This is a genomic window from Silvanigrella aquatica (assembly GCF_001907975.1).
GTDB lineage: Bacteria > Bdellovibrionota_B > Oligoflexia > Silvanigrellales > Silvanigrellaceae > Silvanigrella > Silvanigrella aquatica.
On sequence record NZ_CP017834.1, the window covers coordinates 3,322,392 to 3,342,382 of the forward strand.

Annotated in this window: 21 protein-coding genes and 2 tRNA genes; 13 read left to right on the plus strand and 10 right to left on the minus strand. The window is 32.7% G+C overall.

Annotated features, from left to right (window positions below; genetic code table 11):
- Positions 1-2 precede the first annotated feature (2 nt).
- Positions 3-815 (minus strand): helical backbone metal receptor, encoded by an 813-nt coding sequence (locus AXG55_RS14220; protein WP_148698762.1) that lies wholly within the window; start codon positions 813-815, stop codon positions 3-5.
- Positions 812-2,023, minus strand: coding sequence for an RNA polymerase factor sigma-32 (locus AXG55_RS14225; RefSeq protein WP_148698763.1), 1,212 nt, complete (start codon positions 2,021-2,023; stop codon positions 812-814). The genes AXG55_RS14220 and AXG55_RS14225 overlap by 4 nt, the downstream gene beginning before the upstream one ends.
- A 29-nt stretch (positions 2,024-2,052) precedes the next feature.
- Here AXG55_RS14225 and AXG55_RS14230 point away from each other — a divergent pair, with 29 nt between their 5' ends.
- The 13 genes from AXG55_RS14230 to AXG55_RS14285 all read left to right on the plus strand — a co-directional run bounded on the left by AXG55_RS14230 (position 2,053) and on the right by AXG55_RS14285 (position 14,635).
- Positions 2,053-3,036, plus strand: coding sequence for a diacylglycerol kinase family protein (locus AXG55_RS14230; protein WP_148698764.1), 984 nt, complete (start codon positions 2,053-2,055; stop codon positions 3,034-3,036).
- A gap of 27 nt (positions 3,037-3,063) precedes the next feature.
- Positions 3,064-3,822: a GNAT family N-acetyltransferase gene (locus AXG55_RS14235; protein ID WP_148698765.1), complete on the plus strand. Its 759-nt coding sequence runs from the start codon at positions 3,064-3,066 to the stop codon at positions 3,820-3,822.
- A 43-nt stretch (positions 3,823-3,865) separates the two neighbouring features.
- Positions 3,866-6,211 carry an ATP-dependent helicase gene (locus AXG55_RS14240; protein ID WP_148698766.1) on the plus strand — a complete coding sequence of 782 codons (2,346 nt, stop codon included), beginning with the start codon at positions 3,866-3,868 and terminating at the stop codon, positions 6,209-6,211.
- A gap of 34 nt (positions 6,212-6,245) precedes the next feature.
- The gene (gene rpe, locus AXG55_RS14245) at positions 6,246-6,920 is read left to right on the plus strand and encodes a ribulose-phosphate 3-epimerase (RefSeq protein WP_233231258.1); all 675 of its coding nucleotides are present in this window, start codon (positions 6,246-6,248) and stop codon (positions 6,918-6,920) included.
- Between the two features lie 13 nt (positions 6,921-6,933).
- Positions 6,934-7,974, plus strand: coding sequence for a polyprenyl synthetase family protein (locus tag AXG55_RS14250; protein ID WP_148698768.1), 1,041 nt, complete (start codon positions 6,934-6,936; stop codon positions 7,972-7,974).
- 1 nt (position 7,975) lies between these two features.
- Entirely contained in the window at positions 7,976-9,307 is a 1,332-nt protein-coding gene (locus AXG55_RS14255) for a M16 family metallopeptidase (RefSeq protein ID WP_148698769.1), read from the plus strand.
- Position 9,308: 1 nt separating this feature from the next.
- Entirely contained in the window at positions 9,309-10,268 is a 960-nt protein-coding gene (locus AXG55_RS14260; RefSeq protein ID WP_148698770.1) for an isopenicillin N synthase family dioxygenase, read from the plus strand.
- Positions 10,252-11,262, plus strand: a complete 1,011-nt coding sequence (locus AXG55_RS14265) for an ABC transporter ATP-binding protein (protein ID WP_237243987.1) — start codon at positions 10,252-10,254, stop codon at positions 11,260-11,262. Before AXG55_RS14260 ends, AXG55_RS14265 begins: the two co-directional genes overlap by 17 nt.
- A 13-nt stretch (positions 11,263-11,275) precedes the next feature.
- The gene (locus tag AXG55_RS14270; protein ID WP_148698772.1) at positions 11,276-11,986 is read left to right on the plus strand and encodes a nitroreductase family protein; all 711 of its coding nucleotides are present in this window, start codon (positions 11,276-11,278) and stop codon (positions 11,984-11,986) included.
- A gap of 5 nt (positions 11,987-11,991) precedes the next feature.
- The gene (locus AXG55_RS14275) at positions 11,992-12,999 is read left to right on the plus strand and encodes an ABC transporter ATP-binding protein (protein WP_272866907.1); all 1,008 of its coding nucleotides are present in this window, start codon (positions 11,992-11,994) and stop codon (positions 12,997-12,999) included.
- A 101-nt stretch (positions 13,000-13,100) separates the two neighbouring features.
- Complete coding sequence (locus tag AXG55_RS14280; protein ID WP_148698774.1) at positions 13,101-14,294, plus strand: VOC family protein; 1,194 nt, start codon at positions 13,101-13,103, stop codon at positions 14,292-14,294.
- Between the two features lie 106 nt (positions 14,295-14,400).
- On the plus strand, positions 14,401-14,529 hold the full coding sequence (locus tag AXG55_RS15075) for a hypothetical protein (RefSeq protein WP_272866908.1): 129 nt from the start codon (positions 14,401-14,403) through the stop codon (positions 14,527-14,529).
- 16 nt (positions 14,530-14,545) lie between these two features.
- Positions 14,546-14,635 (plus strand) — tRNA-Ser (locus AXG55_RS14285).
- Positions 14,636-14,713: 78 nt separating this feature from the next.
- On the opposite strand, the gene AXG55_RS14290 is transcribed toward AXG55_RS14285, so the two are convergent.
- From AXG55_RS14290 to AXG55_RS14320, 8 genes are all read right to left on the minus strand, one after another.
- Positions 14,714-15,811 (minus strand): mannosyltransferase family protein, encoded by a 1,098-nt coding sequence (locus tag AXG55_RS14290; RefSeq protein ID WP_233231259.1) that lies wholly within the window; start codon positions 15,809-15,811, stop codon positions 14,714-14,716.
- Positions 15,812-16,219: 408 nt separating this feature from the next.
- Entirely contained in the window at positions 16,220-16,360 is a 141-nt protein-coding gene (locus tag AXG55_RS14910) for a hypothetical protein (RefSeq protein WP_233231260.1), read from the minus strand.
- A gap of 372 nt (positions 16,361-16,732) precedes the next feature.
- A complete protein-coding gene (gene gluQRS, locus AXG55_RS14295) occupies positions 16,733-17,656 on the minus strand; it encodes a tRNA glutamyl-Q(34) synthetase GluQRS (protein WP_148698776.1) in 924 nt (307 codons plus the stop codon).
- A gap of 28 nt (positions 17,657-17,684) precedes the next feature.
- Positions 17,685-17,760 (minus strand) — tRNA-Lys (locus tag AXG55_RS14300).
- A 111-nt stretch (positions 17,761-17,871) separates the two neighbouring features.
- The gene (locus AXG55_RS14305) at positions 17,872-18,204 is read right to left on the minus strand and encodes an ATP synthase F0 subunit C (RefSeq protein ID WP_148698777.1); all 333 of its coding nucleotides are present in this window, start codon (positions 18,202-18,204) and stop codon (positions 17,872-17,874) included.
- A 227-nt stretch (positions 18,205-18,431) separates the two neighbouring features.
- Positions 18,432-19,289: a F0F1 ATP synthase subunit A gene (atpB, locus tag AXG55_RS14310; RefSeq protein ID WP_148698778.1), complete on the minus strand. Its 858-nt coding sequence runs from the start codon at positions 19,287-19,289 to the stop codon at positions 18,432-18,434.
- Positions 19,290-19,339: 50 nt separating this feature from the next.
- Positions 19,340-19,624 carry a hypothetical protein gene (locus AXG55_RS14315; protein WP_148698779.1) on the minus strand — a complete coding sequence of 95 codons (285 nt, stop codon included), beginning with the start codon at positions 19,622-19,624 and terminating at the stop codon, positions 19,340-19,342.
- The gene (locus AXG55_RS14320; protein ID WP_148698780.1) at positions 19,621-19,869 is read right to left on the minus strand and encodes a hypothetical protein; all 249 of its coding nucleotides are present in this window, start codon (positions 19,867-19,869) and stop codon (positions 19,621-19,623) included. The genes AXG55_RS14315 and AXG55_RS14320 overlap by 4 nt, the downstream gene beginning before the upstream one ends.
- Positions 19,870-19,991 lie beyond the last annotated feature (122 nt).

Genomic DNA, 19,991 nt, shown 5'->3' on the forward strand with positions numbered 1-19,991 from the left:
AACTATATGCTTTCAATAAATTTAATTCCTTCAACTATGCGTGGTCCTGGACGAACTAAGACATCTTTAGGAACAGTTATAATTTCAATTTTCTCAGTTTCATTACCAAAAATTTGTTTCAATTTTATTTTGTTTATTTCGTAAGATTCTTTTTTTGTTTTACCTTCAATTTCTCCCACTAAAACAACATCAGGACGATTTTTTAATAAAAATTCATTTGATAATATAGGATATTTTATCACGCTTTTTCCAACAATATTTTTTAATCCTGATAATTTAAACAAACCACCAAGCCATGTTTCTTCACTGACAGAATAAGTAGGATTAAATTGCAGAACAAGCAAAAATGACTTATTTTTTTTATTTTTCATAGATAATTCATTTAAAGAATTTTCAATATTACTCGATAATATAACCCCTTGCTTCTCAACGCCTAAATGTACTGCAATTGTTTTTATGATTTTGGGTATGTCCTGAGCTGATTGAGGTTTAACCTGCAAAACTTCAACACCCATTGGCTTTAATATTTTTAATTTATCCATAGGATTTCCTTCAGTTGCTAATACAATATTTGCGCCTGACGCAAGAATGTTTTCAATACTAGGATTATTAAAATTCCCTACTTTAAAAACCTTTTTAGCTTCTTCTGGATAATCACAAAGCAAAGTATTCCCTACCAAATTATGTCCTTGGCCTAAAGCGTATACAATTTCAGTTAAATTTGGTGCTAAAGTTACAATTTTTTTATTGTTTGCAAATAAATTACAATGAATGAATATAATTAAAATGAAAAAATATCGAATAATTTTTTTCATTTTCCTATTCCAGCTGCCATAATGCGATCTTTAATTTTTTTAATAACCCGCGCTTCAAGTTGTCTTGCTCTTTCACGGGTAATACCATATTTATCGCCCACATCCTGAAGTGTAATAGGATCTTCTGCCATAATGCGATTATGAAAAATAAAAGCATCTCGTTCGTTTAAATCTTTTTCAATAAAGGCAATTTCTTTTCTCAAAATTTTTAATAACTGTTCTTTTTCATAAGTAATATCAGCATCTTCAGCATCAGAGAATAAAAGATCAATCTGCCTTGTATCGTTATCTTCTCCCACAGGAGTGTCCAATGAAATATCGCTTTTAGTGAGTCTTTGTTGCATTTCAACAACATCTTGAGGTTGCACACCTATTTTTTCAGCTAATAAATTGGCATCAAATTTTTGAGTCAAAGCATAGAGTTTTTCTGCTTCTCCTCTCAAACGAAAAAATAATTTTCTTTGCGCATCGGTTGTCCCCATGCGTACAAGACTTTTATTATCCATTAAAAATTTTAGAATATAAGCGCGAATCCACCAGGCACTATAAGTGGATAACTTGACACCACGATAAGGATTAAAACGATTCACAGCTTGTACTAAGCCCGCATTACCCTCTTGAATTAAATCAAGAATTTGTGAATAGGCTCTGCGGTATTCCATGGCTATTTTAACGACTAATCTTAAATTTGAGGTAACAAGACGATTCCGTGCTTCAATATCTCGATCCTCATACGCTCTTATAGCAACTTCCTTTTCTTCTTCGCGCGTCATTAAGGAATAGCGGCGCAATTCAGCAAGGTATTTTTGTAAAGCATTTGTTGTGACTAAGCCTTTTTCTTTACTCCCAATTTCCAAAGCGTCATCTAAATCGACATCTTCGTCTTCATCGTCTTCTTCCTCTTGAAGAGCGGGTAGAATATCATTATCATCTAATATGACTTCGGTTTCTGAGTCTTTATAATTCCCAACATCTATTATATCCTGCTCTTCTTTTGGTGACACCTCGGTTTCATCATCATCTAAAACCTCTGCATCAAGCAGATCGATCTCTTTTGTTTTGGAGTTTGTATTTGTTTTCTTATTTGAATTTGATATATTTGACTTATTTTGCCCCGAAACACGCACAAAAGATTTCTTTTTTGCTTTATTTGTCTCATCTATTTGCTTTTCTTCTTCAGCTATCACAATCTCTTTTTTACGAGTCATAGGGCTTACTCCCTGAAAAGGAATCAACAATGCTCAGAGTCGGAATCATTTCCAACCCTTTTGCAAAAATCATTAAAATCAATCCTGAATACAACACACGCCTCTGGTATGCGTTGGCTAATTACGGGCAATTAGAAATTACTCATTCCATTGAGCAACTCGAACAAGTTTGCCAAGAATTTAGCGCAAGAAAAATAAACCTTGTCGGGATTGTGGGTGGTGATGGCAGTATTAGCCTCACCTTATCCGCTTTGTATAAAGCTTATGGATCCCAAAATCTTCCTAAAATTCTTCTCCTAAAAGGTGGTACAATCAACTTTTTAGCCAAAAATTTAGGCATAAAAACAGAGGCTCAAGTTTGTCTGGAAGACACTTTACAAATCATCAACAAAAAACAAACCATGAATGAAGCTATTCTGAGTACCCTACATGTCAATGGGCGACTTGGATTTATCTTTGCAAATGGCATTGCTACCACCTTTTTACAAGAGTTTTACAAGGATAAAACAAACTCTGCGGGTGCCGCTCTAAAAATAGCTTCCTATCTTGCTGACGGCTTCTTTAAAGGTAAAATTAATGGTGAATTTCCTAAACTTGTTAAGCAACAAAAAATGGATATCACAACTCACCCTTCATCAATCTGGGAATCTAATGCTAAAACTCAAAGAATTCCAGAAGAATTTAGCCTTGTTTTAGCTTCCACAGTGCCAAGGTTGCCGCTGACATCATGTTTTTTTAAAAAAATTGAACGTGGCGATAAATTCGGAGAAATGATTGCTATTTCGGAAAAAGGAAGCAAGCTTATGAGAGGTGCTGTTCAATCTCTGTTGGGGGGAAGCATATACGGATTCTCCGAAGTAAAATCTGTCAAATTTCAAAAAGCGACTTTAATTTGCAAAGACACTCCTCTGTATTCTTTAGATGGTGATCTTTTAGAAACAAAGGACGGGAAGATTCACATTGAAATGGGTCCAAATTTTGTGTTTTGCTCTCCTTACGATATAGCTAAATAGGCTTAATTCGTTAAAAAAAGGATTTTTATGACAGTGAAAGAAAAAAAGGAAAAAGAAGAAAGTAAGGAAGACAAAAAAAATTTTGATTCTAAACGCAGCTTTTCCGTTCGCGAAATGGAAATCCAAGACTTAGCGGAAGCTTATAATTTAGGCGAAACCTGTTTCCGAGCCGATCTTTGGCCTATGCTCTACCGGGGTTGGGATGAGTACGAAGTCACGAGCATGTTCAATACAGACGGAGACTACTGTCTTGTTGCAGAAAATGATGAATTTCAAAAAGGGGAAGATCCCGAAGATGAACGCATTGTCGGATTTGTACTAGGAACTGTAATGTCTAAGCCAGGTACAGCCTGGAGCTATGGCTATATTGTCTGGCTTTGCGCCCATCCGAAGTGGCAACGTGAAGGAGTGGCTAGCAAACTCATTGATAAAGTGGTTGAAGCCTTTGTTGAAAACGAAGGGGTACGCATTATCATGGCGGACACCGATCCCAGCAACAATAGAGCCGTCCAATTTTTCAAGAAAAAAGGCTTTGATCAAGAGCATCAACATGTATTTCTAACTTCAAATATTGAAAATAATCCTCTTTATTCTAATCTTCTCCACAAATCGAGAGCTGCGGCATTGGAGGAACAATATTTAAAGAAAATTAGAAGACTTGCTATTGGTTCTTCTGGACTCGCAGCAGTAAAGAATTTAAAAAGAAAAAATATTAACAGCAAAAATACAAGTAGTAAAAACACAACACCCAAAAGAAAAAAGAAAAAATCAAAAAAGAAAAAGTAACAATTAATTTTGTTACCAATTAGCTAAAGGATATCGATCAAACATGCATAATGAAATAGAAACCCCTGACCTTTCCCTTTTAAATAAAGCACAATTTGATGCTTGCACACACAATGAAGGACCAGCGGTCGTTTATGCAGGAGCGGGAAGCGGAAAAACAAGAGTCATTTGTTGCCGTATTGCATGGTTGATTTTAAACCAAGGAGTTCCTCCCTCTTCTATTCTTGCTGTTACTTTTACAAATAAAGCAGCAAAGGAAATGAAAGAAAGAATTGAAAAATATATTGGTGCACAAAAGGCAAAAAATATTATTGTTTCTACATTTCATGCTTTTTGTGCACGTTTTTTAAGAATCTATTCACATGAAGCAGGTTATAATCCTGGATTTTCCATTTATGATGACAATGATCAAAAAAGTCTTTTAAAAGATATTTTAAAACAATTAAATGTTCCCGATAAATTATTATCTGTTAATACCGTAAAATCAAAAATAGATAAAATAAAAAATCAAGGTCTCACTCCCGAAGAGTATTTACAAGATATAAAAAATAATCAAGATTATTCATTAAAAGAACAAAAATATCAACTTCGCCAATTTGGTGAGCATTACGATCCCGAACTCATTCAAAAAGTCTATGCGATGTATCAAAGACTTATGAAACAACAAAATGCTATGGATTTTAATGATCTTCTCCTTGTCATGTTTAAACTACTTGAAAACTCTCCTCATGTATTGGAATCTTTACAAAATAGATTCCGTTATTTTTTAATTGACGAATTTCAAGATACCAACCCCATACAATTTAAATTAGTAAGTTTATTAAGTTCAAAAACTAAAAACTTATTTATTGTGGGCGATGATGATCAAAGCATTTATTCATGGCGTGGCGCTGAACCTTCTTTTATTTTAAATTTTCATAAAGAACATGAAAATACTAAAGTCTATAAACTTGAGGAAAACTATAGAAGTTCAAATACCATTATATCTGCTGCCACAAGCGTTATAAAAAACAATTATAAAAGAGCGGATAAATCATTATATACAAAAAAAACCAATGGAATAAAAATTAAGTTTAAATCATGTGAAGACGCCTTCTCGGAATCAAAATACATTGCAAATGAAATTTATTCTGCTATTCAAAATGAGGAAAAATTCTCTGATTTTTGCATTTTATATCGTACCAATGCGCAAAGCCGTTCTTTAGAAGACGAACTAAGAAGACGTATGATGCCTTATATTATTTATGGATCAGTTCGATTTTATGAACGCGCAGAAATTAAAATTTTGTTAGCTTACTTAAAACTTATTATTAATACTACTGATGAAGCCTCTTTCCAAAAAGTAATCAATACCCCAAGAAGAGGCTTTGGTGACAAAGCATTACAAAATTTAAAAGATTTATCAATTCAGCGTAAAGAAACACTTTTAAAAACATTAAATGAAGTTGTTTTTGGTGGAATTGAAAACGACATCACACGCTCGATTTCTGGCGTTAAAGAATTTATGATGAGCTATCAAAAATGGCGTAGTAATCTTGATAGTCATAATAAACCATCGCAAATTTTAGCAGAAATTATTTCGGATATTAAGTTTGAAGCTTATTTAAAAACAACACACCCAGAAGACTTTGATGAACGTTGGTTAAACGTGATCGAATTAAAAAATGCTATTGTTGAATTCGAACATATTCAGATTGATGACGAGTTTAATTTTGAAAATAAAATCCAAACTGGGATTGAAAAACTTTCAAAATTTATTGAACAAGCTATGCTTACGGTAGAGCCGACTGTTGTCAATGTACAACAAGGTAACGCAAATGCAATTACACTTATGACAATACACTCTGCAAAAGGTTTAGAATTCCCTAAAGTTATTATTGCTGGCCTTGAAGAAGGCGTCCTTCCTCACCAAAACTCACTCGACTCTCCCGAAGCCATTGAAGAAGAAAGACGTCTCATGTATGTGGCTATCACCCGAGCAAAAGAGAAACTTATCCTTACAAATTGTAAAAGAAATCGATTTAAAGATTTTCTCCCTGCCCAAGAAAGTCGATTTATTTCGGAAATTCCCTTTGAAGTTATTGATTATGCGGATAATCAAAACAAAAATATTAAAAAAGAATTTGGCAAAATAAATACAATAGAACAAAAATTTGTCGACAAACCTCGCATTTTTAAAGGGGATGATCTTCTCAAACAAGAAATGAATTCAACTCAAAATGACGGAGTCACCTGGAGAAAAGGCCAAAGAGTCAAACACAAAGTGTTTGGAGATGGAATCATAAGAGAAATAGAAAAAAGCAGTCAGGGCTACAGACTTAAAATTAAATTTGAAAAAAGTAGCATTGGAGAAAAAACATTAATTCATACCTATGTGCAGCCAGCATAAGTATGAGTATTTTAATTAGAATAAGGTTACTATGATGAAAAAAGAAATTAAAGTCTCTCCCTCCATTGCTGCTGGAAACCTCATGAATTTAGGGGAAGAGGTCAAAAAACTCGAAATCAGCGGCGCCCATAGCATTCATTTTGATGTCATGGACGGACATTTTGTTCCACTTTTAACAATAGGTATTCCTTTTATCGAACAAATGCGCAAAATAACGCAAATGCATCTTGATGTTCACATTATGGTAACAAACCCCGATCAGGTTTTTCAGGATTATATCAGCGCAGGCGCAGATACTCTTTCATTTCATCAAGAAACCGCAATACATCCACACAGAATTTGTTCAAAAATTAAAGAAATGGGCAAAAGAGCAGGGGTTGCTTTAAATCCATCAACACACTGGAATACCATTCAATATTTATTGCCTGTATTAGATCAAGTTACCATTATGTCAGTAAATCCTGGATTTTCAAGACAAGCTCATATTCCTCTTGTTCACCATAAAATTAAAGAATTGGCTCAATTTCGAAATGAAAATAATTTAAAATTCGATATTCTTGTAGATGGTGGGGTGAATGCAGATAATGTGCAAACCCTAACACAACTTGGCACTGACATTATTGTGGCAGGCGGAGCTGTCTTTAATTATGAAAACTATCAAGAAGCAATTCATAAAATTAAAAAAGCTTCTATTATAAATATATCGTAAAAAATGAATTTTAATGAATGACTTATTTATCAAAGAAGAAGAAAAAATTATGATACCCTCTTTTTATCAATCTATTTCCGACGAGCTAGCAACCTTAGAAAAAAAACTTGTAGAATATTTATTAACACCAAATAAGCCTACAAATCAGGTTTTATATCATATTTTCTCCTCAGGAGGAAAAAGAATAAGACCCGCTATTTTTTTACTGTCTTCTCAGCTCATAGATTACGAGGGAGAGCATAAATATCCTATTGCCTCTGTTTGTGAGTATATTCACACAGCAAGTTTATTACATGATGATGTCATTGATAATTCAACCCTAAGAAGAAATAAACCCACGGTAAATTCTGTGTGGGGTGATGAAACTGCTGTGCTATCTGGTGATCTTATTTATTCTGCCGCATGTCGTTTAATGACAAAAACAAAAAGCATTGAACTTATCGATGATTTTGCAGAATGCATTCGTTTTATGAGCGAAAGCGAGTTGTATCAATTAGAATTATTATGGAAAAAAGACACGAATATAGAACAATATAATAGAGTTTTACTTGGAAAAACAGCAACCCTTTTTCAAGCTAGCGCAAAAACACCCTGTTACTTAAAGAAAATAGAAACAGGCATTGCTAATTTATTATCAGATTATGGAAAAAATCTTGGCTTTGCCTTTCAAATATTTGATGATTGTTTAGATTATGAAGGTCAGCAAAAATTAGTTGGAAAGCCTGTTTTAACCGATTTATTAGAAGGTAAAGTAACAATTCCTTTAATATATGCCTTAAATGCAAATCATTCTTTAAAAAATGAACTTCTTATTTTAGTCAATAAGATAATTGAAACTGCAGAAGCTACCTCTGATGATAAGAATAGACTTTTGAATCTAGTTAAGGAAACGGGTGGCCTTGAAAAAGCTTATGAAGTAGCTGAATTTTATGCTCACTCAGCTCGAAACTCATTAAATGAAATAAAAAATAAAATAAATTTTTCAGATAAACAAACTCAAGCATTTAATGCCCTTTATGAGATTACTTATTTTGTTATGAATAGAAAGAACTAAAATGCATCATTTTTCAATAAGTAAACATATTTTAAAAAATGGTTTACCGGTTTTATATTGTCACACACCTCAAAGCGTTGTCTTTGAACTTTCTATCCATATTAATACAGGTGCTCGCGATGAAACCGAAGAAAATAATGGTGTCTCTCATTTTCTAGAACACATGATGTTCCGCGGAACTAAAAAATATCCAAATTCAATTTACTTGTCGCGTGCTATGGAATCTTTTGGCAGCGAAACAAATGCTATGACAGGTATTGAAAACACCACATATTGGTTAAAAGGGGATAGCGAAAAGACAATTGAAGCCATTGAATGTTTTTCTGATTTCTTTTTAAATCCAAATTATGCAGATTTAGAAATAGAAAGATCGGTTATATTACAGGAAATGGCATCTGATTTTAATGAATCTGGCGATAGTATTGATACGGAATCCTTAGCTATGTCTTCATTATTTTTTGATCATCCCCTAGGAAATCCTATTATTGGAAATGAAGAGATTATAAAAAAATTATCGATAAACGATCTTTCCCAAAAAAGGAGAGATTTTTATACTCCAGAACGGTGTGCGATTACAATTCACTCTGCTCTTTCTGAAAGAGAAGTTATTGCGGCTATTGAAAAATACTTTGGCCATAAATGGGAGCATACATTCCAATCTCAACCAAATCGCATTTCTGCTGATAATTATATTCCCATAAAATCAAGACTAAAAAAACCACAAAACGCGTTATGTTTACAAAATAATCCCGACAATCAATATGCTGTAAAATTAATTTTTCCAACAAGAGGCGGATTAACAAAAGAAGTCGTTTATATTACTTTTTTACAAAGAATATTAGATGATGGTATTTGCACTCGTTTGCCAGCAAATATTAGAGAAAAGTACGGACTCGTTTATGATATAAGTTGCGATACTCAATTTTTTAATGAAATTGGTACATTTAGCATAGATGCCACCGTATCAGATGATCTTCTTCATGATTTACTTGACAAACTCACCAGTGAATTAAAATCAATAATCTCAGAAACACCCTTACAAGAAGAAATTGATCATATTAAGTTTCGTTATTGTTTTGATTTAAAACAAATTAAAGAGACACCTTCTCGATTGTTAAATAGAGAAATTTCATCTTATTTTATGAATTCTAATTTAAGCGTCGATGATGAAATTGAAATTGTAAAATCAATAACGCCTCAACAAATACTTGAAACCGCAAAAAAAGTCTTTGGCGCCGCAAGACGTGGTTTTGTATTAATTGGTCCTAAAGCACGCCGCAAACGCGATCATATTGAAAAGCTTTTGAGTATATTTGATACTATTGGAGAATGAAATGAAACATGTACCTCTTACCGATTTGCGCCTATATACTCAAGGTTCTGCAAATGAAAAAAGAGAATTTATAAATATATTTGGAAAAGCAATTCAAGAATTTGGTTTTGTTAAAATTGAAGGACACGAAATTTCTCATTCTCTTATTGATATTTGTTATGATAATTTTAAAAAATTATTTTCCCTTTCCTCTGCAGAAAAAGTAAAATATGTGGAACCTGAAGGATTAGGCAGACGCGGTTATGTTCAATTTGGTCTTGAGCATGCAAAAAACAATAACAAAGGGGATTTAAAAGAATTTTGGCACGTAGGGCGTGAAAACTTTGAAAATAAAGATTTGGAATTACTGAGTGCTAAAAACATCTGGCCTAATAATCATTTTCCTAAATTTAAAAAAGATATTTTAAACTTATATTCATCTCTCGATCACATGGCTTTAACATTACTTACTGCAATGTCTGAATATTTAGGAATTCCAAAAAATACATTATCTAATATGGCTAAAGATGGCAACACAGTGTTACGTGCACTACATTATCCCCCTCTATCTGATGATCAATTTAAATCGGGCTCCATTCGCGCAGCAGCTCATGAAGATATTAATTTAATGACAATTCTTTGTGAGGCTACCGAAGGAGGTTTGGAAATTTTAACAAGACAAGGTGAGTGGCTCGAAATTCAAAGCGAAAAAGGCCAAATGGTAGTTGATTCTGGTGATATGCTTTCAAGAATTACAAACGAAATTATTCCTGCTACGACACACCGCGTTATAAATCCCAAGGGAGCAAAAAATGTGTCACGTTATTCCATGCCCTTTTTTGTCCATGCTTACGAAAATTGTGAGCTTAAGTTACTTGAAAATTGCATTTCACCATCACACTACGCCAAATTTCCCCCTATCCTTGCCAACGAATTTTTGTTACAAAGGTTAAAGGAAAATGGCCTTGGTAAAAAATTATAATATTTTAAATGGAGAAAAAAGAGTGCAAGAAGAAAACGTTCTGAGCGTTGAGAATTTGGTAACAAGTTTTAATATTTCAGGACGCGATGTCAATGCAGTAGACGATTGTTCCTTTAGTGTAAAAAAAGGAAAGACATTAGGAATTGTGGGTGAATCGGGGTGTGGAAAAAGCGTAACAAGTTTATCATTAATGCGCCTCATTCCTACTCCTCCTGGAAAAATAAAATCAGGAAAAATAATTTTTGGTGGAAAAAATTTATTAGATATTTCTGAAGCAGAAATGCGCTCTGTGCGTGGTAATAAAATATCAATGATATTCCAAGAACCTATGACAAGTTTAAATCCTGTTTATACCATTGGAAATCAAATTGCCGAAGTCTTTATGCTGCATAAAGGATCTTCCCGAAAAGAAGCACGGAATTTATCCATTGAAATGTTACGACAGGTTCGCATTTCTTCTCCTGAAAAAAGAATTGATGAATATCCTCATCAACTTTCCGGAGGTATGCGCCAGCGTGTCATGATCGCCATTGCCATTGCGTGTAAACCCTCGTTACTTATTGCAGACGAACCCACAACCGCTTTGGATGTGACCATTCAAGCGCAAATTCTCGCATTGATGAATAATTTACAAAAAGAAAATGGGATGTCGACAATACTTATTACCCATGATTTTGGAGTTGTTGCTGAAACATGTGATGATGTTGCTGTTATGTATGCAGGAAAAATAGTTGAAAAAGCAACAACAAAAGATATTTTTTCTAATCCAAAACACCCTTATACAATTGGATTATTAAATTCCATTCCCAAATTAGGCGAAAAAAAACAAAGATTAAATACCATCTCTGGAATTGTACCCTCTCTTTCTAAGTTGCCTAAGGGATGTCGTTTTCAAGACAGATGTTCACGTGTAACAGAACAATGTAAGTCTATAGAACCTGAATTATTATCATTAAAAGAAGATAAAAAAGTCGCTTGCTTTAATATATCGTGAGGGTTTATTATTTATGAGTCCAGAAGAATTTAAAAAACTTGTTCATTCTAGAAGAAGTGTTCGCATATTTTCAGCGAAACCTGTTCCTGAAAATGTAGTAAATGAATGTTTAAATTTAGCATTACTGGCACCAAACTCATCAAATTTACAACCCTGGGAATTTCATTGGGTCAGATCAAATGAAAAAAAAGAGCAATTAATTAAGGCTTGTCTTTCACAGCCTGCCGCAAGTACAGCAGCAGAATTAATTGTCTGTGTTGCTCGCACAGCCACATGGCGAAAAAACGCAAAAAAAATGTTGGAAATTTTAGAATCTCAAAGTGATAAAGTACCAAAAACAGCAATAGATTATTATAGAAAAATTGTTCCTTTTGCTTATACGCAAGGATATTTTAATATTTTTGGCTGGATTAAAAGAATATTAGTTTTTTTAATTGGATTTAAAACTCCCGTTCCTCGAAATCCTGTAAGTAGAAATGATATGGTAACTTGGGCTTCTAAAACCTGTGCATTGGCTGCGGAAAATTTGATGTTAGCCATTCATGCGCATGGATTTGATACCTGTCCCATGGAAGGATTTGATGCCCGCCGCATTCACAAAATTTTAAATCTACCTTCCGATTCCCACACAGTTATGGTTGTAGCCGTTGGAGAAAAAGCGCCCGAAGGCGTTTATGGACCACGTATTCGCTTTGAAAGAGAATTATTTATTAAAGAGGTATAGCAATAATGTCAGAAATGGATATTTTGCGAGTTCAAAATTTAGTTAAATACTTTCCCATAACAGGTGGTATTTTAGGAAAACAAATTGCAAAAGTTCATGCTGTTGATGATGTTACTTTTTCAGTTAAAAAAGGAAAAACTTTAGGACTTGTTGGTGAATCAGGTTGTGGAAAAAGCACATTAGGACGTACTATTTTAAGGTTAATAGAACCTACATCAGGAAATATTTTTTTTGACGGTAAAGATATAACAAATATATCTCAAAAACAATTGCGCCCTTTACGTAAAGAAATTCAAATTGTTTTTCAAGATCCTTTTGCAAGTTTAAATCCTCGCATGTCTATCCGTGAAATTTTATCAGAGCCTTTTGAAATTCATAATTTATTTCCCGATAAACAGGAACGTATCCATAAAGTATTGAGTTTATTAAAAGAAGTTGGCTTGAGCCCTGAAGCGATTGACAGATATCCACACGAATTTTCAGGAGGACAAAGACAACGCATAGGAATTGCCAGGGCATTATCTTTAAATCCTAAAATAATTATTTGTGATGAACCCGTCAGCGCACTTGATGTATCGATTCAAAGCCAAATATTAAATTTGATGATGGATTTAAGAGATAAATATCATTTGTCTTATATATTTATTGCACATGATCTTTCTGTGATTGAACATATTTCTGATGAAGTTGCCGTCATGTACTTAGGAAAAATTGTCGAATATACTTCTTCTGAAAATTTATATAAACATCCAATTCACCCTTATACAAAAGCATTAATATCAAGTATTCCAAGACATAATGTTGTTGAAAAAAGAGAACATCAAGTTATTCAAGGTGATTTACCAAGCCCCATCGATCCTCCTTCAGGATGCCGATTTCATACAAGATGTCCTTTTGCGAAAGAAATATGCTCTAAACAAATACCCGAATTAAAAAATTTAGGTTCAGAAATTAATTCACACCTTGTCGCTTGTCACTTTAGTAATGAATTAAAAAACAATGAAATTCTTTAATAAATAAATTATTTATAAATATTCAACTTCCCCAATTATATTCTTTACATTTTTTAAAAACTGATTCAGAATTAGAAAACTTTTAATCTGGAGGAACCTTTATGAAACACGCAAACAAATCTATTGGACTTATTGGTTATCATTCCATTCAATATTTTGCTCGCGATTTAAAATCTTGTGTGCATTGGCATATTGAAAAATTCGGATTTGAAGAAATTGCAAAATCAAACTCCGCATGGGAAAAAAAACATGGCATGCGTTCTGTTGTGTTACGTGGAGCAGGAAACATTGGATGGATTATTACAGAGCCCATTGAAAAAGCATCCACCGCAGGAAGATATTTAAACAATCATCCAGATGGTGTGGCCTATATTAATTTTAGAGTAAAAAGTATAAAAAAAACGGCTGAATTTCTTGTCGAAAGAAAAGCGCCTATTTTGTATGATATCGAAGTTCATAAATCAAAAAATGCAGGCACCTGGAAAGAAATTGCTATTGCAACAGCATTAGATGACGTTGGTTTTCGATTTATTGAAGAAAAAAAATATGATTTATTTGCTCCAGACCATGAATGGACAAATGCAAATACAAAAAACAATGATAACCGTCTTGGCCTCGATCTTGGCATCGATCACGTCACTTGCAATGGACGCTCTATGCACGCCATCACCGAATTTTATGCACACTGTATGGGGTTTAAAAGGTATTGGGGAATAGAATTCCACACAACACATCACAAACCCGAATTAGGTACAGGCTCGGGTCTTGAAAGCATTGTTATGTGGGACAAAGAGAGTGGCATTAAATTTGCGACAAATCAGCCCCTGGCGCCTTATTATAATAACTCCCAAATTCAAATTTATGTGGAAGACAATCATGGTTCCGGGGTTCAGCACATCGCCTTAGGCACTAAAAATATCATCAATACAGTAGAAAAATTGAAAGTTAAAGGTGCGGTTTTCTTAGAAGCTTCTGATAAGTATTACGAGCAATTACCCTCGAGAATGAAAAAAATGAAGCTACAAAAAATCAAAGAGCCTATGGAAATAGTTAAGAAAAATAACATTCTATTAGATGGATCCAATGGGAAATATTTACTGCAGATATTTATGAAAGAGCAATGTGTGCAAATGAAAAATAAAACTGCGGGTCCTTTTTTCTATGAAATTATCCAAAGGGCAGGGGATGAAAGCTTTGGTGAAGGCAATTTTAAAGCTTTATTTGACAGCATTGAAAAACAGCAAGTCACTGATCATCGTCAGGAAATGAGAGAAAGAGTCGATTCTCTATGCTAGCCTTATTTTTTTTAAAAAGGGCTTGCGCGGCTTTCTTACACATGTTAGAGGTCAGCTTCTTGTATTAGAGAAGTTAGACCTTCTCAATCTAAATGAGGAGATTAAAATGGGTAAGAAAGACAACCGTCGCACGTTTAAAATGAAGAGAAAAAAAGCTCAAGCTGCTAAAAAGGCGCGTATTAAAACAAAGACTGCTGCTGCTAAATTAGCTAAAAAAGCTCCTTCTAAAAAGTAATTTTTGAAGTTTCATAGGAGAGATGGCCGAGTGGCTTAAGGCGGCGGTCTTGAAAACCGTTGTAGGTGCGAGCCTACCGGGGGTTCGAATCCCTCTCTCTCCGCCATATTTAACCCCAGATATTAAAATTAATGTTTGGGGTTTTTGTTTTTATTGCATTAAAAAACTTTGTTTTTATTAAAATTTAATATGCCCACTTTAAAATTCCATAATTATAAGTTGTTTGTATATTTAAAAATAGAAAAATTAATAAAATAATTAATTTGATAAATAATTCTTTTCTATTTTCATAAATTCCCATGATAAAAAATATTGGGAAAAGAAAGGAGATAAAGCGAAAAGAATTAATTAATTCTCCTTGTAAAGGCAAAATTAATAAAGAAATTAAACAATAGAAAAATATGGCTTTTGAATATTTTAAAAGAAAAAAAGAATAGAAGAGCATTAAATAAAAAACCAAATGATGCTTAATAGCGCCTAAACTGTAATCTTGAAATTTAGACTGCAAAATAAAAGTTTCAAAATATTCTGAGTAATGATCTATATGATGCCAACTAGATTGCGCTTCTATAAAAGCAAATGGAGTGCCAAAAATTCTATATTGAAATAAAAGATATCCTGCAAAAAACAGGCCGGAAACTATGCCGAATTTAAAAAATATATAAAATCTTTCTTTAAATGACAAAGCATGTGAAGCTGCTAAAAAACCACAAGAAATAGATAGTATAACTCCTTGATTTTTAGTTAAACAGCATAAACCAGAAAGTATAGCTGCAAAAAACCATTTATTAAAATAAGAAAAATATATAGATAAATAAGATAAAAATAAATACAATGATTCCGTATGATGAGTATGAAAAACATAACTTGCAGGCGATAAAACTAAAAAAAGATAACAAAAAGTATTTTGAGGATATAGCCATATAGGAATGGATTCTTTTGAATTTTTAATTTTATTCAAACAAAAAATAAATACAATAAAAACAATTGATGAAAATAGACTTCCAATTAAAGCAGGATGAATATTTTTAAAAGGAAAATTAATTATTTTTACCAAATAAGGGTATAGAGGGAAAAAAGCTCTGCTTTGTTCTATTGCATAATCATATTCTACAATTTTTGTATACCACTCGGAATCCCAATGAGTTAATAATTCTAATAAATTATTAGCAGGTGTTAAATAGTTTTTAAAATGAAGTAAATATACCCAAATTATAAAATGCAAAAGAGTGATTAGGAATGCGATTATCATATGCTCACGTAATAGCACTCTGTTTTTCATAAACATGCTCCATTATAAAAATTCAATATGAATATAATACATAAAAAATTAAAAAAGCAAATAAGCATAAATTTTTTAATTTTGATATCGAAATAATTAATGAGGTAAAAAATAATATATAAAAATTTTAAAAAGGTTTTTTTATGAGAAATTATGGCACTTAAACTCAAGCTCAATAAAATTTCTACCCAAAGGCATATCAATAAAATCAATTTTGCAATCAAGTTTTTGTATAACGTATTCAGTTACATCAATATCAAACCCTGATAATTTTCGTAAAACTCAAATTGGCGGCAATCTTTTATAGCGATTTTCCAAAGTCTTTTACAAAATTCATTTCTATAAGCGCTAATATAATATAATATAAATATTATGCAAATATAAAATATGCATTATATTTATATTATATTAGCAAGAAGTTAAATCGCAAATTCTATTTTTTTTATTTCCCGTATTATTAAACTCATTATTAACTGGGACATATACTGAAAAAATAAAAAATGAAACAAGTAAAACCGAAAAAATACAAATTAATTTACTTTTAATCATAATTAACCCCTTTGATATAAATTATTAAAATTAAATTATAGTTAGAACAACGAAAGCAAAAATTTAAAACTAAAAATAATCTATATTAAATAATTATTATAATGTCAACCAAAGAGTAACTCAATTAAATAATTATTATTTTTATAATAATTATTATCTGGTTATGGAGTAAATATATTTATTTTTATACTTATCTTAAACAAAATTTATGAAAATAAAAAATTTTTTTTCTCATATTTTTTTATATTGAATTATTAAAAAATTAAATATCAGCCATTTTTTGGTAAGTTTATTTCATTAAATTTTTAGTGATGTGAATTTAAAACTATGTTATTGACTCTTTATATGACAATAATTTATAAAATTTACTCTTTAATATTGAGTTATAATTTCCATTTTTTTTGGAATTTTTAAATACCCAAACAATGGTATAGCATAATTAATAAGATCAAAAGGAGAAAAATTTAGATCTTTTGCTTTTTGAATAATATCATTATTAAAACCTAAAAAAATTAACGCTTGTAAAATATTTTCAACTGCCTCTTCATTTTTTAATTGCTTTGCTTTTGTTTGTTTAGAAAGCTTTTGATTTTTTTCATTTGTTGCAATAGGAATATGCAAATATTGTGGAGTTTTAAAATTAAGACGTTTTTGCAAATAAATTTGCCTCGGCGTTTGCCAAAGTAAATCACTCCCACGCACAACTTCTGTGACACCTTGTAATTCATCATCAACAACAACAGCAAGTTGATAAGTAGCTATATTTTCATTTCTCCACAAAATAAAATCACCCACTTCTTTTGAAATATCTTGCTCATGTTTTCCTTGAATAAGATCGGTAAAAGAGATTTTATTATCATCGTGAATAGTGATTCTAATTGAATATTGTGCCATTTTTTCATTTGAAAGATATTTGCAAAATCCGGGATATATTGCTTCGTAAGTAACGGGATTCTTCTCGCATTGAGAAAGTTTTTTTCGTGAGCAAATGCACTTATACAATAATTTTTTTTCTTTCAGCAATTGCAGATATTCAGAATAAATTTTATTTCTTTGCGATTGGTATATAATTTCATCATCCCAATAGAGTCCATGACTTTCTAAGGTTTTTAAAATAGAAATGATGGAGTTTTTTTGAGCTCTCGTTGTATCTACATCTTCAATTCTCAACAACCACTTACCATTTTGAGATCGAGCTCTTAAATAACTAGCCAAAGCTGTTATAAGAGATCCCATATGTAGGTCGCCCGTAGGTGAGGGAGCAAATCGACCAATATAGTCTGAGTATTTTTGCATGGGAGAAATATATATTAGAAAAAATAAATGGTGAAGGGTCAGGGATTCGAACCCTGGACCAAGAGATTAAGAGTCTCTTGCTCTACCAACTGAGCTAACCCTCCACATATGTTTCCTTTAGTTATCGAAGAAGAACGGGGAAGTCAAGAAATGAATTAAAAAAAAAGCTTAAGGAAACAAACCTTAAGCTTAATAAATTACTTAAAATTTATTAATTACTTGCCAAGAATTAAGAAGGCAATGATGAGACCAAGGATCGCTTGGAACTCAATAAGAGCCATAGCAAGAAGGAAGGGAGTAAAGATTTTGTTGTACGCTTGAGGGTTACGACCAATACTCTCAAGAGCACCTTTAGCAGCATGACCTTGACCTTGACCAGCACCAACAACCGCAAGACCAATAGCAAGACCAGCACCAATTAATTTAAGACCCGTACCAATGGACATACCATCAGTCGCTACAGCCGCCGCAGCTTCATTGGCAAATGCAGGAAGATTAACAAGAATCGCAGCAGAAGCAGCGGATACTAAAGCAAATTTCTTTTTCATGAAGAACTCCTAATAATAACTAAAATAAACTGATAGAAATATGTTCCCATTCAATCAGATTGTGCAAGCAGAATTCTAGTTCTCAGGCACACACTTTATTTTTTTAAAATAAAGTGACCTCTAGAAGAGAGGTTAGGATATTTACATTTAAATCGTTATTTTGAATGGAAATGATAACTTTTTAAAATGCAAATCCTGTAAAATTCTCAACAAAAAAGAACATCAACTTAATGTTGTTCTTTTGATTCAAGAGCAAGTTTAATGTAGACAGCGCTTAAAGTCATAAAAATAAACGCTTGTAAGCACGCTACGAAAGTTCCAAACCCTAAAAAGATGGCGGGAATGGGAATAAACGGAATAGAAAGATCCTTCATAAGTCCTGAAAAAATAGCAAATACAAAGTGATCTCCGGAAATATTTCCAAAAATACGTAAAGATAATGAGACAGGACGAGACATTAAGCTAATAAATTCGATGACAAACATTAAAGGAGCCATCCATAAAACAGGACCTGCTAAATGCTTAATATAGTCAAAGCCAGATTCTTTTATACCGTAGTAATTAAAGTAGACGAAAATAGCGATGGCCGCTGCAAAAGTAAATGACATGCTTGATGTGGCAGGAGAAAATCCGGGTAAAACACCAGAAAGGTTGGAAACGATGAGAACAAAAAATGTTCCTCCTAAAACCCCAACAAACCGCATCCAATTTTTTTCACCAATTGTGGATTCCAAAGTAGAGGACACCACAGACCAACAGAGCTCAATAAAAGCTGTAAAACCAAACTTTTTAGGAGGCAAAATTTCTTCATCACTCATTTTTTCGGGATTTATTTTTGCAAATCCTGATAAAATTGCAATTGCAGCTAATAAAGCTACCGCAAATGCGGAGGCAAAAACGGGAGACCACTGTTCTGCTTTAAGATAAGCAGCACTTTGTGATAAGTCTGGATTAAAAAATATAAAAAATTTCTCTAAAATTTCATGATACCAATTCACAACTTGCACTCCTGAGGAATCTGCATAAGCTTCGGGAGCCGAGGCCAGCGAAAACAAAGTAAAAATATGAATAAATTTACGTTTCATAATACTGTTTCAGGATCCCTTCGTAAAATATCAAAGCAAACAAATGCCAATTACCTTAATGAGACTCGTCTTGCAAGTAGGTAGAGCAAAAAGCTCACAAAATAACTTGCAACAAATACAGCCAGATTGAAAATCAGTTTTTCCGCAGGACATTCATAAACGAGATACGCGAGAATAGCAAAACCTACGTATTTCATAGATATGGCCCAAAACTTCCCTATTTTGACAATCCCTAAACCTTGATCAAGAATGGATTTCGTTTGAAAAAAAACTCCGAACATAATTAAAACTGCTGTTGTGCCAAAAAAAATCGTTATTAAGAAATCGTTGCTCATTTGGGATCCCCATCATCCTGATTTTCCTTTGTTAGCATTTTTAAAATTCTATACAAGGAAATAATGGATCCTCCCAATATGGCCAAAGTAAAAAAAACTTTTAAAACAGCGGGTGAAATACTTAAATAACCAAAGAAATCAATTGTATTTCCATGAGTTTCCCAAGACCAAATGATGATTATCAAGATAAGAGATGAAGATAATTGACCAAATAAAAGTGAAATCGCTTTTAAATCTTTATTCATAAAAAATTCACCAATAATTAGGCAAAACACTTGACCGCATGAATCAGGCTCGTAAGAATCAAAGTGCACCGCAAAGGCTACAAGCCTCGCTGGCTCTTAAAACCCAAAACGAGGTTGATTTC

Excerpts from the sequence above, each read along its gene's own strand:
- AXG55_RS14220 (WP_148698762.1), bottom strand. The coding sequence starts at position 815 with ATGAAAAAAATTATTCGATATTTTTTCATTTTAATTATATTCATTCAT.
- AXG55_RS15075 (WP_272866908.1), top strand. The coding sequence starts at position 14,401 with ATGGGTAAGAAAGACAACCGTCGCACGTTTAAAATGAAGAGAAAAAAA.
- AXG55_RS14275 (WP_272866907.1), top strand. The coding sequence starts at position 11,992 with ATGTCAGAAATGGATATTTTGCGAGTTCAAAATTTAGTTAAATACTTT.
- AXG55_RS14240 (WP_148698766.1), top strand. The coding sequence starts at position 3,866 with ATGCATAATGAAATAGAAACCCCTGACCTTTCCCTTTTAAATAAAGCA.
- AXG55_RS14260 (WP_148698770.1), top strand. The coding sequence starts at position 9,309 with ATGAAACATGTACCTCTTACCGATTTGCGCCTATATACTCAAGGTTCT.
- AXG55_RS14315 (WP_148698779.1), bottom strand. The coding sequence starts at position 19,624 with ATGAGCAACGATTTCTTAATAACGATTTTTTTTGGCACAACAGCAGTT.
- AXG55_RS14270 (WP_148698772.1), top strand. The coding sequence starts at position 11,276 with ATGAGTCCAGAAGAATTTAAAAAACTTGTTCATTCTAGAAGAAGTGTT.
- AXG55_RS14250 (WP_148698768.1), top strand. The coding sequence starts at position 6,934 with ATGAATGACTTATTTATCAAAGAAGAAGAAAAAATTATGATACCCTCT.
- AXG55_RS14320 (WP_148698780.1), bottom strand. The coding sequence starts at position 19,869 with ATGAATAAAGATTTAAAAGCGATTTCACTTTTATTTGGTCAATTATCT.
- gluQRS (WP_148698776.1), bottom strand. The coding sequence starts at position 17,656 with ATGCAAAAATACTCAGACTATATTGGTCGATTTGCTCCCTCACCTACG.
- AXG55_RS14305 (WP_148698777.1), bottom strand. The coding sequence starts at position 18,204 with ATGAAAAAGAAATTTGCTTTAGTATCCGCTGCTTCTGCTGCGATTCTT.
- AXG55_RS14910 (WP_233231260.1), bottom strand. The coding sequence starts at position 16,360 with ATGATTAAAAGTAAATTAATTTGTATTTTTTCGGTTTTACTTGTTTCA.
- AXG55_RS14290 (WP_233231259.1), bottom strand. The coding sequence starts at position 15,811 with ATGAAAAACAGAGTGCTATTACGTGAGCATATGATAATCGCATTCCTA.
- AXG55_RS14235 (WP_148698765.1), top strand. The coding sequence starts at position 3,064 with ATGACAGTGAAAGAAAAAAAGGAAAAAGAAGAAAGTAAGGAAGACAAA.
- rpe (WP_233231258.1), top strand. The coding sequence starts at position 6,246 with ATGAAAAAAGAAATTAAAGTCTCTCCCTCCATTGCTGCTGGAAACCTC.
- AXG55_RS14255 (WP_148698769.1), top strand. The coding sequence starts at position 7,976 with ATGCATCATTTTTCAATAAGTAAACATATTTTAAAAAATGGTTTACCG.
- atpB (WP_148698778.1), bottom strand. The coding sequence starts at position 19,289 with ATGAAACGTAAATTTATTCATATTTTTACTTTGTTTTCGCTGGCCTCG.
- AXG55_RS14230 (WP_148698764.1), top strand. The coding sequence starts at position 2,053 with ATGCTCAGAGTCGGAATCATTTCCAACCCTTTTGCAAAAATCATTAAA.
- AXG55_RS14280 (WP_148698774.1), top strand. The coding sequence starts at position 13,101 with ATGAAACACGCAAACAAATCTATTGGACTTATTGGTTATCATTCCATT.
- AXG55_RS14225 (WP_148698763.1), bottom strand. The coding sequence starts at position 2,023 with ATGACTCGTAAAAAAGAGATTGTGATAGCTGAAGAAGAAAAGCAAATA.